General features: G+C 61.7%; 9 protein-coding genes. 7 read left to right on the top strand and 2 right to left on the bottom strand.

Going from position 1 to position 10810, the window contains the following annotated elements; all coding sequences use genetic code 11:
- Positions 1-132: 132 nt before the first annotated feature.
- Both C8263_RS18525 and C8263_RS18520 read left to right on the top strand, forming a co-directional pair.
- Positions 133-309 carry a response regulator transcription factor gene (locus tag C8263_RS18525; RefSeq protein WP_233218922.1) on the top strand — a complete coding sequence of 59 codons (177 nt, stop codon included), beginning with the start codon at positions 133-135 and terminating at the stop codon, positions 307-309.
- A gap of 5 nt (positions 310-314) precedes the next feature.
- The gene (locus C8263_RS18520; protein ID WP_104992257.1) at positions 315-635 is read left to right on the top strand and encodes a hypothetical protein; all 321 of its coding nucleotides are present in this window, start codon (positions 315-317) and stop codon (positions 633-635) included.
- A gap of 59 nt (positions 636-694) precedes the next feature.
- On the opposite strand, the gene C8263_RS18515 is transcribed toward C8263_RS18520, so the two are convergent.
- On the bottom strand, positions 695-1288 hold the full coding sequence (locus tag C8263_RS18515; RefSeq protein ID WP_107139585.1) for a hypothetical protein: 594 nt from the start codon (positions 1286-1288) through the stop codon (positions 695-697).
- A 320-nt stretch (positions 1289-1608) separates the two neighbouring features.
- Between C8263_RS18515 and C8263_RS18510 the strand changes: the two genes are divergently transcribed.
- The 4 genes from C8263_RS18510 to C8263_RS18495 all read left to right on the top strand — a co-directional run bounded on the left by C8263_RS18510 (position 1609) and on the right by C8263_RS18495 (position 7120).
- Complete coding sequence (locus C8263_RS18510) at positions 1609-2256, top strand: phosphodiester glycosidase family protein (protein WP_104992255.1); 648 nt, start codon at positions 1609-1611, stop codon at positions 2254-2256.
- Positions 2257-2336: 80 nt separating this feature from the next.
- Positions 2337-3023, top strand: coding sequence for a hypothetical protein (locus C8263_RS19140; RefSeq protein ID WP_146160796.1), 687 nt, complete (start codon positions 2337-2339; stop codon positions 3021-3023).
- Between the two features lie 417 nt (positions 3024-3440).
- Positions 3441-6413: a Tn3 family transposase gene (locus C8263_RS18500; protein WP_107139584.1), complete on the top strand. Its 2973-nt coding sequence runs from the start codon at positions 3441-3443 to the stop codon at positions 6411-6413.
- Positions 6410-7120: a tyrosine-type recombinase/integrase gene (locus C8263_RS18495; protein WP_104992252.1), complete on the top strand. Its 711-nt coding sequence runs from the start codon at positions 6410-6412 to the stop codon at positions 7118-7120. Before C8263_RS18500 ends, C8263_RS18495 begins: the two co-directional genes overlap by 4 nt.
- Before the next feature lie 280 nt (positions 7121-7400).
- Here the strand turns inward: C8263_RS18495 and C8263_RS18490 are convergent, their stop codons facing one another.
- The gene (locus tag C8263_RS18490) at positions 7401-8963 is read right to left on the bottom strand and encodes a bifunctional metallophosphatase/5'-nucleotidase (RefSeq protein WP_107139583.1); all 1563 of its coding nucleotides are present in this window, start codon (positions 8961-8963) and stop codon (positions 7401-7403) included.
- A 321-nt stretch (positions 8964-9284) separates the two neighbouring features.
- Here C8263_RS18490 and C8263_RS18485 point away from each other — a divergent pair, with 321 nt between their 5' ends.
- A complete protein-coding gene (locus C8263_RS18485; RefSeq protein ID WP_146160795.1) occupies positions 9285-10775 on the top strand; it encodes a hypothetical protein in 1491 nt (496 codons plus the stop codon).
- The last annotated feature ends 35 nt before the right edge of the window (positions 10776-10810 follow it).

Below are 10810 nucleotides of genomic sequence, written 5' to 3'. Positions count from 1 at the left end.
CGATGTCCAGCTTGAACTCGCGGCGGTGGGTGCGTCCGGGCATAGGGACTCCTTCGGTGCCGTCAGCCTACGGGCTGACGGGGGCGAAGTGCCTTGCCTCCTGGTCCGCTCCTGGGGGGTCACTCCAGGGACTTGCTGCGCCTGGTGGCACGCGGTCTCGCCAACAAGGAAATTGCCCGTGAGTTGGGAATTGCCAATCAGACCGTACAAAACGGCCTGACACGCGTGTTTCAGAAGCTGGGCGTGAGTAGCCGTAACGAAGCGATTCTGTATTACTGGGACATCGCCAACAAGCCACCTATACAATGACGACCATGCTGCGTAAGATGATCTGTGCCCTTGCCATTCTGGCTGCCAGTGTTGCGGGCGCTGGTGGCAGAGACGTGCCACTCCCCTCACGTCTCTTGCCAGACCAGGAACTCGGGCAGGCACTGTGCATCCGCAACCTTCAGGGCTTCCGCACGGTGCCCGCGGGAGTCCCGGTCACTTATTCCAGGAACATCAACAACTCCGGCCATGTCGGTCAGTCGTATTTCTGGGTAGGCACGGCGCGCTTTCAACAGGGCGGGCAGGTCAGGACCGTGCGGTTTACTTGCACCGTGACGAATGGCAAGGCAGCCGTGACGCTCCGCTAAAAGCCGGGAAGCGCCACGGGAAAGGAGAGGGCTTCATTGGCCCTCTCCTTTCCCATGGGTTACGTCAGTTGGGCGATCAGCGGTACGTTCTGGATGACCATGCCTTGCCGCTGATACTGAGGCGTGCGGTTGACCAGGGCACCCAGGGAGCCTTGCGTGGTGGCATTCCAGTCAAGCCACACGCCGCCACGCTGCACCTTCACGTTGCGGAACGTCACTTGCGGGTGCCGGGGCGTATAGCCGCTGGATGACGTGGCACTGTTGTCCTCCCCGCCGATCAGCATCTTGCCGGAGTAGGTTGGGGACGCCACGGCGGCCGTGCGAGAGAACGTGATGCGCCCGTCCTGTACAGTCGCGTCCGCTTCCGTGCCCCGGTTGACGATCTTGACGAAGACCTCACTGGTAGGGCTCACAATCTGGTTCTGCTGACCAAATTTGGCGTGATTGGCGAAGTAGCGCCAGACTGGGCCGTTTCCATCGCCCTTATCTGCGTAGCTGAGGCCAACTTCGTAATAGTCGTCCAAAGCAAGAAAGAAGTTGACGAAATCATACGTGCTCAGACCCGTAGGCGTTGCTGGGACGCTAATGTATCCCTGTATGCCCGTGAAGTTCGACTCTGCCGTGTATACCTTCACAAATTCCTGAAGAGCCATGCTGTACCTCCCGAACCAAATTTGAAGTGATCACTTCTGGAGTAAGCATGGTGTATACAAGTCTTATTTTAAACTCTGAAATCTACCTCATTGCTACAAGAAATCTACAGGTAGAAAAGTTTTTAAAGTAAAACTTTTCTACCCGGCATAGGAAAGATCTGTGGTGCATTTTTGTTGACTGGTTTGGATGGGAAAGCAGAGATGTACTGGTATATTCGGATAGGCATACTGGTAGAAAACGTTCTTTCTCTCAAACGGATGGATCCGCATACTGATTGCAGAAGTGGCCACTTCAATTCAGAACCACCAGGAGTGCAGATATGCCAGCCATTCGTATCCCCCGCAGCAACTTCAAAGTCCGTTTCTCTGGTGACGCCAGCGGTGCTGGTCGTCGCAATGTCCCGACGTTCGTAAGGGGCGACGCCAATGCCATCGCCGGGTCCAACTTCATGTTCTTCGATCTCTCTACTGGAGAGCTGACTGGGCTGTTCGTACTCGATGGCGACAGGAAGCATGGCGTAACTGGGAAAAACATCGACGTGATCAGCCTTAACGGCAACGGTGCAGTGGTTTTTCACGACGAGAACAGTGCCTACTCGCAGTCGTCCAGCCTGATCTGGAGTATGGCCGCTGGACCAATCATCGTGCGAGGTGGTAATTTCACTGATGCCACCTGGGGGAAGTACAGCGTGGATCAGCTTGGTCCCACCGTCAACCGTCAGCGCATCTGCCTGGGCCTGCACAGCAGCGGCGACTATATCCTTGCCTACCGCGCCTCGATCAACCTTACGGACTTGGCCGGGTACATGAAGTCGCTGGGTTGCACGGACGCGATCGCCGGGGATGGCGGCGGCTCTGCGCAGTTGTACCTGGAAGACCGCAACACCCTGTTCGGCAGTGATGCCCGTTCGGTACACGTCATTCCGGTCGCGCTGACCAGCTACAGCTACATCAGCAGCATTGCCTGATTCTCTCTGGTTCCACGGTTGCGCCTGTGCCCTCAAAGGGCACAGGCGCGACTCTCATTACCATGCTAAACACTGCTTTCATGTCCCCCGTTCACCGCCGTTGGCTCACCGCCAGCCTGCTCAACTCTTTGGTGGCGCTACCCGTTCACGCACAAAGCGGTGACGCAGCTGCACGTACCCTGAGCTTCGACAGCCTCATGTACGCGATGTTTGCCAGCCCCTACCCGGACTTGAGCCGGAACTTCACTACGGGCACGCCCCAGGCCGCAAGCAACCTGCTGCGCTTGCGGCTCCCGCCCCCAGCACCAAGCGGCTACAAACTGCTGGGTACCTGGACGACCACACAGGCACTTGTCGAGCGGGCGGTCCGCCAGGACGACACCCGCTCCCCAGCCGCCCTGCTGCTGTACACTCGTTCCACTCCTCGACCACCGGCCAGCGCTGAACAGGGCACGGCCATTGCGATTCTCGTAGGGCGATGGTCGGGTACACCTGCCGCCCTTGCCTCTTACGAAGGGCAACTTGACCGTGCGTCCTTCAACCGCCGCTCCTGGGCAACGGGAACAATTTTCAGCTCTTGCAACGCTGTGAACATCGTCGTGGAGGATTACCCGCTGCTTCGGCGCGCTGTGCATCGCTCCTGCGAAGCGCAGTACCGAACGCAAGACACTTTCCTTAAAGTCAATGTGGTGAATCTGGACGAGCAACGGGCCGTGATGGAATTGCAGCGCGCCGCAGCCGCCTTCGGACTTGTCGGCGGAAAGTAAATTAGAAGGGGCATCCTCAATCCCTGACAAACGCCGTTTGGGGCTGAGAAGCTACGGACGACGTTCTGCCGCTTATCTCGGTTGGCACATTGACCACCACGTCCTCTGCATTCTGAGGAGGACGGCTTGTCTAAGAACGTCTCGTCATCGAGCAAAAGCATTCCTCGTCACCCGAAAGCTAGAAACGGCCCCCTCAGACGCTCCCCAGCCAGGCTCAGCCAAGCCCCAAACGGGGTCCTACGATTGCAACAACAAATCGGGCACACTAAGTGCCGAATTGCACTCTGGCATCGGTACTTCCTCCGCTGTGAGGTGAGGTGTACGCTGCGGTTGCCCTACAACACGCACCCACGGCGGCTGGCCCTCCCGTGGAAGTACCGTCACTGCCGATTCCCGGCACTTTTTCAGGGAGGCTCCATGCAGCAGCGCTGGACCATCGACGAACTCATCGACACCTGGACGCTGCTGCCCACCGAGACCGACCTGCTGCGGAACAAGACCGGCCCCACCCGCTTGGGCTTCGCCGTCATGCTCAAGGCCTTCCAGCACGAGGGCCGTTTCCCCTACAACACCCATGAGGTGCCCGAAGCCGTCGTCGAGTACGTCGCCCGGCAGGTCGGCGTGGCGACCGACGAGTACCGGGACTTCAACTGGCGCAGCCGCAACAGCAGCTACCAGCGTCAGGACATCCGGGCGTTCTGTGGGTTCCGCGAGTTCACCACCGAGGATGCGGGCACGCTGACGGACTGGCTGAGCCAGTCCGTTGTTCCGCACGAGACCCGCTCCGGGGCTGTGACCGAAGCTGCTCTGCGCTGGCTCCGCGAAAACGGGATCGAGCCCCCCAGCCCCGGGCGGCTCCAGCGGTTCGTGGACGCGGCGGAACGGCACTATGACCTGCGCCTGTGCCAGACCATCCACAACCGCTTGAGTACCGAACACCGGGCAGGGCTGGAGGCGCTGCTGAGGCCGACGGCGCTGGAGGAAGACCAGCCGGAAGACCACGAGGGCCAAGGCCCTCGTAGTTCAGCCCTGCAAAACCTGCGGACCAACTCGGAGAAACGCGGCGTGGAGAGCGTGGAAGAGCAGATCGAGAAGCTCCGCCTGCTCCGTCGGTTGCAGCTCCCCCAGGCCCTCTTCGCGGACGTGGCCCCCCACGTCCTGACCCGTTACCGCGAGCGGGCCTCCAATGAGTCCCCCAGCCACTTTCGTGCCCAGACCCCGTCCGTGCGTCTCACGCTGCTCGCGGCCTTCTGCGTCGCCCGCATGACAGAACTGACCGACGCCCTGGTCACGCATCTGGTGGACATGGTCCACCACATCAACGTTAAGGCCGAGCGGCGGGTGGAGCGGAACTTCGTGGCCGAGTTCCGGCGGGTCCACAACAAGGACCGCATTCTGGAGCGGTTGCTGGAGGCCGCACTGGGCAATCCCGACGGCACAGTGCGCGAGGTGCTGTTCCCCGTCGTGGACGAGCAGACCCTGCGTGATCTGTTACGCGAGTACAAGGAGAAGGGAGGCTTCCGGCAGCAGGTCCACACCATCGTGCGCGGCACCTACCGCAGCCACTACCGCCGGATGATCCCCTGGCTGCTCACCGAGCTGTCGTTCCGGTCCAACAATCACCGGCATCAGCCGGTGATTGACGCCCTGGGCCTGCTGGGGCGATATGTGGACAGCAACGCGAGAATCTATCCGTACGAGGAACACATCCCGGTCGGTGGCGTGATCGACCGGAACATCCGTGACCTGATTCTCGAACGGGGGCCGGATGGTGGAATGCGGGTCAACCGCGTGAATTACGAGCTGTGCGTCCTGTCCGCGCTGCGGGACGCTTTGCGGTCCCGCGAAATCTGGGTGATCGGGGCCGACAAGTACCGCGACCCCGACAAGGACCTGCCCCAGGACTTCGAAGCCAGGAAAGAAAGCTACTTCCAGGCGCTCAGACAGCCGCAGGAGGTGGATACCTTCGTGCAGGGTCTGGAGCAGCAGCTCAAGGACGCCCTGGTGATGCTGCACGACGGCCTGCCGAAGAATCCCGGCGTGCGGGTGGTCGCGCGGGACGGGGGCCGCTTCGTGGTCACGCCCCTGACCCGGCAGCCGGACCCGCCCTTCTACGACACGGTGAAGGGTGAGGTGGGGCGGCAGTTCTGGAACACCCAGTTGCTCGATGTCCTGGTCGAGGTGGACCGGCGTGCGGGGATTACCCCGCACTTCAAGAGCTTCATGACGCGCGAGAACATGCCCCGTGACCAGCTCCAGCAGCGCTTGCTGCTGTGCCTGTACGGCCTGGGGACGAACACAGGACTGAAGCGGGTGGCCGCCGGGCAGGACGGGGTCGGGTACTCGGATCTGAAGTACGTCCGGCGGCACTACATCCACCGTGACGCGCTGCGGGCGGCGAACGCCGCAGTCGTGAACGCCACGCTGGCCGCGCGCCGCCCGGACATCTGGGGCGAGGGGACCACCAGTTGCGCCAGTGATGCCAAGAAATACGCCGCCTGGGACGGGAACCTGCGGACGCAGCGGTCCATCCGGTACGGCGGGGATGGGGTGATGATCTACTGGCACGTCGAGAGACGTGCCAGTAGCATCTACTCCAGCATGAAGTCCTGCTCCTCTTCAGAAGTGGCGGCCATGATCGAGGGGGTCCTGCGCCACTGCACCTCGCTGTCTGTCGAGAAGAACTATGTAGACACCCACGGGCAGAGCGAGCCGGGCTTCGCCTTCACCCACCTGCTGGGGTTCAAACTGATGCCCCGTCTGGCGGACATCGCCCATCAGCGGCTGTACCTGCCGAATATGGCGTTCGCGGCTCAGGTGCCGAACTTGGCCGCTGTGCAGGCACAGCGGTCGATCCGCTGGGACCTCATCCGGCAGCAGTACGAGCCGATGGTCAAGTACGCGACGGCACTGCGTCTGGGGCTGGCCGACCCCGAGGCCATCCTGCAACGCTTCACCCGGGCCAACGCCCAGCACCCGACCTACGCAGCCCTGTGCGAACTGGGGAAGGTGCTGCGGACCATCTTCGTCTGCGAGTACCTGCACCGGGAGGAGGTGCGCCGGGAGATTCACGAGGGGCTGAACGTCATTGAAACTTGGAATGGCACGACCAACTTCATCTTCTTCGGCAAGGGCGGGGAGATCAGCACCAACAACCTCGAAGCGCAGGAAATCTCCATGCTGGCGCTGCAACTGCTGCAAAACAGCCTGGTGTACGTCAACACCCTGATGATCCAGCGAGTGCTGGGCAGCGAGACGTGGCGGCAGCGGATGACCGCCGAGGACTGGCGTGCCCTGTCGCCCCTGATGCACCACCACATCAACCCATACGGGGAGTTCAAACTGGACCTGACTCGCAGGCTCAAGCTGGAGGTCGAGGTGGACGCATGACACAGACGCGGCGCACCGGGGCGAAGAAGAAAGCGCGTGAACTGGCGAAACTGCTGCGGGCTGAGCGGCCAGACTACGCCTACCTCAAGGAGGTGTTCCGTCACCTGCGGACCGAACTGGAAGTGGAGGTGCCGGGACCATCGCGCCGCCTGCCGTGGGTGCCGACCGAGCAGCAGGTGCGGGCGTTCTACGAGGCGGTGTGGCGCACGCGCCGCACCGCTGACCTCGTGCTGATCAAGACCTTCCTGTACACCGGTGTACGCGTGTCCGAACTGGTGATGATGCGCCTCGCGGACGTGGACCTGGACGCCTGCCAGATCCGGGTAAACCTGGGGAAGGGGAGCAAGGACCGGGTGGTGCCGTTCCCAGCACCCTTCAAGGAGACGCTGGCGCTTCATATCGGCCAGAGACGACAACAGGGAGGAATCTACCTGTTCGAGTCCTCGTGGAAGCGCCGGTACAGCGACCGGGGCGTGCGGCGAATGTTTGAGCGCTACACGGCTCTGGCGAACATTGATCGCAGCCTGTCGCCGCACAAGCTGCGGCACTTCCTGCTGACCTGGCTCAAGAAACAGGGCCTCGACGACGCGCTGATTCAGCCGTACAGCGGCCATGCTTCCCGGCAGTCGTTAGAAATCTACTCGCGGCTGGCGCTGGGCGAGGCCCAGCGCGAGTACGACCGGGTGATCGGGCGCTTCCCGGTGTAGCTCGGGAAAGCCTTCACTTTGCGCTTGGTAGCAGCTTCCTTAAACCACCCCCACCCACGGAAGCGTCCCCTTCGGCCCCCTGTTGACCTGAACAGCAGCAGAGGCCAGAGGAGTCTTCCCCTGGCCTCTGCTGCCGGTGCGGACTGCAGGCGACCCGTTGTGCCGACCACACTGGGGGTGGCGTGGCCGTCGGGCGTTCACCTCACCTGTACACTGAAGAAGCCTGACACGGGTCAGGCTTTCATGCAGCGGCGCCCATTGGGGGCGCCGTTTGTCCTGTTTACTTGGGCTCGTTGAGAATCACGATACGGCCTTCTGGCTCAGCGTCCACCGCAGGCTGCCCCTGCAGGTAACGCACCAGGATGTCCACGTCCAGCGTCCCCGTGTCCAGGCGGGGCGCACCCTGAAACATCGTGAACCCGTCCCCTCCACCCGCCGTGAAGTTGTTCATGGCCACCTTGTAGGCTTGGGCGTCGACGAGCGGCTGGCCGTTCAAGGTCACGGCCGTCACGCGGCTGCCCGCTGGGCGCCCCAGGTCAAAGGTGTAACTCACGCCGCGGCTGACATGCAGGAACTGCCCCTTGTTCTCACTCCAGGTGGCCACGCCGTGTTCCAGTGCCGCCTTGATCTGGGTCCCCGTCAGGGTCAGAACCGTCAGGGTGTTGCCGAATGGCTGCACCGTGATGGCCTCGTCAAAGGTAATCGGGCCAGCGTTGATGCTGGCCCGCACGCCACCGCCATTCACGAACGCGAGTTGTGCGCCAGCATTCTGCGCGGCGGCCAGCGCGGCGTCGGCCAGCACGTTCGCCATGGTGCTCTCGCGCCGGCGCACGATCTCCCGGTTGCCGTTCAGGCCGCGCGTGGTTTGCCCGATCACCCGTTGGCGCAGGTTCGCAATCGGCACGGTCAGCGTCTCCACCATGCGCTTGGCGGTGGGGTCTTCAGCGATGTCAGCGGTGACGGGCACGGGGTTCCCCTCCCAGCTTTCGACCGCACCGCTGTCATTGAAGGTCACTTTCAGGCGCCCCAGCACTTTGCCCCACTCCCACGCTGCCACCAGCAGGGTCCGGTTGCCGTCCGGGTTCGGCAGAATGGTTGGGTACGGCCCCTCGCTGGCCGGGAAGTCCTTGTTGGTGAAGGTGCCCAGCAGGGTGTGCGAGTGCCCACCAACAATCACGTCAATGCCGGAGACGGTCCGCGCCACCTCCTGCTCCAGGGTGTACCCCAGGTGCGAGACCAGAAAGATCTTGTTGACGCCCTGGGCCTGCAGTGCGCTGACACTGTTGCGCAGGCTCGCCATCAATTCGAGCATTTTCACGTTCGGGCCAGGCGAACTGATCTGCGGCAGGTCCGGCGTCACGGCGCCGATCACGCCCACCTGCTGCCCGCCGACGGTCATCACGGCATAGGGTCTAATCCGGTCTTTGAGCAGGGGCTCGGCCGTGACGTCCAGGTTCGCGGCCAGCAGCGGAAAGGTGGCCCGCTCCGCGAACTTGGCCAGCGCCTCTGGACCATCGTCGAACTCATGGTTGCCCACCGCCATGGCGTCGTAGCCCATCAGGTTCATGAACAGAACGTCGGCCAGACCCTTGTACACGTTGTAGAACAGTGTGCCCTGGAAGGTGTCGCCGCCCGACAGGACCAGGGGGTTTGGGTCCTGTGCGCTGAACTGCTTCACCAGTGTGGCCTGCCGGGCGTAACCGCCGTACAGGTTGTCGCCGATCTTGGTGGGCTCCAGGCGCCCGTGCAGGTCGTCGGTGTGCAGCACGGTCACCGTCAGCGGCGCGGCGTAGGCGCTGCTCAGGAGGGCTGTGGTCAACAGGGCCAGTGAGAAGCGGGTCATGGGCCACCAGTATAAGAATCTGGCGTCAGGCGCTGTGCACCGCGACCTGCTCGGCGGCCCACATGCCAATTCAAAGGGCGAACAGCGTATTGGCAGTGGCCCAGTCCAGCACTCCTGGTGGCCCTCCCGGGGTGGCTGGTCATGATCCAGCGCGCAGGCGGAGGGCCAGTTGATGCACCTGTCGTCCGTCCAGAGACGTGGGATGGACAAGGCACATCGCGCCTTGTCGCTTGGCGCAATGGCCTGGCCCTCTGACGTCAACCGTCGCTCCTCTCGCGTAAACCACGTCCACTGCGTCGCGCTCAGTCCTATGCTGACGCTGTGTCCCGTTTCAACCATGTCCCGCAAGTGGAGAGGTACGCGGTCTCTGCCGGGCTGCACACCAAAACATTGACGTTCATCAGACCACAGGGAGTGTGTCCCTCCATCTTCAATGAGCGGTCCCTGGACGTTTTTCGTCCACTGTCGGTCAGCCTGGGTAAAAGCACCGTTGACGTGCTGATCTGGTTGGACTGGGACATCATCTTTGCCTACACCACCTACTTCACGGGTGCCATTCAACATGACCATTTCATGCAACTGGCGGCTGATGTCGTTCAGTCGGGTCTGGCCGTCGTCTCGCATTACTCCGAAGGCTTTCTCATCTGGAACTCTCAGTCCATTCACGCTGAGCCCTTCGACATCCATCGGGAGCCATTCGTCAGGCCGCGCACGGCCGCGTTCACGTTTCCCGAGGGGCTGGGGCCCTATCAAATGCAGTCTGCCCTCCACGCCGCACAGATGAGGTTTTTCGAGCATCATTACGTGAGTCCAATGGTGGCGAAGGAGCTGCTCTATTTCAGGGCGTTCCTGGAGCCTTGTGAGCTCAAGACGGCGGGCAAGCACATCAGGCTTTACCCGTCCCTGACCGTTCACCAGAACGGGGTCTTCCAGATGCATTTCCGCCTGATGTCAAATGGAAATCTGATCTCGACTCGGGAATTGATCGACGACTTCCTGAATTCGCCCATGTCAGTGGCCACGGATATCCTCGTGCCTCCAGCCCTGATGAAGTTAGATGGGCGGAAGTTGATCTTCGAAGATGAGTATTACGAGAGCAGGCGCTCAGCGCTGCGCCAGTGGCAAAGGCTTGAAAACCTGATTGCCCGCTCCGTCAACCGAGTAGAGGGTGGCCCCGATTCATTCGACCACGATTTGATTTCGCTTGATCCAGAAGGCAAGGGGGAGGGGGCGCCAATGTCATTGACGACCGTCACCACCATGCTCAGCAATGCGCTGACGACACTCCTCAATCAGCCCAGGATAGGGTGGCGCTATCGGCTTCTTGGGCCAAAAAAAGCGCGCTACGAACAGGGTGAATTCTGGCGCGGCACCCCGAACGTGTACCTGCTCTCCATGCGCAATCATCCCCCGACCGCCTCGGACATTCACAGCAGATACGCCGCAGAACTGGGGCACATCATGAGCCGCTCCAAGGACATTCCTGGCCCTCAGGCGCAGAAACATCTGGGTGAGTCGTTGCGATCAGCGGAGGATTATCTGAGCTATACCGGTCAGGCCCTCAACCTGTTCGTGTACTCCCGCTCAGGACGTGATGGATATGAAGGAGATGACCCGAACGCCAACGAACTGATTTATGCGCTTCAATCACATGTGGATTTGGTGGATTTCATCAATGGCAGTCTGTGGCAATGTGAGGAGCGCGCTCTCCTTCACGCCCACCTCAGTACCCGACACTTTCCGGCAGGGCTTGAAAAATTTCGGCTGACACGCGAGAACAGGACGCGTCACCCGATGTCCTCGCCAAGCTGACGCGCTGCTTCACCGCGCATTTTCCAGAGTTCCGC

Source organism: Deinococcus arcticus, assembly GCF_003028415.1.
Classification (GTDB): Bacteria; Deinococcota; Deinococci; order Deinococcales; family Deinococcaceae; genus Deinococcus; species Deinococcus arcticus.
This window is presented reverse-complemented; position numbering and strand designations above follow the sequence as displayed.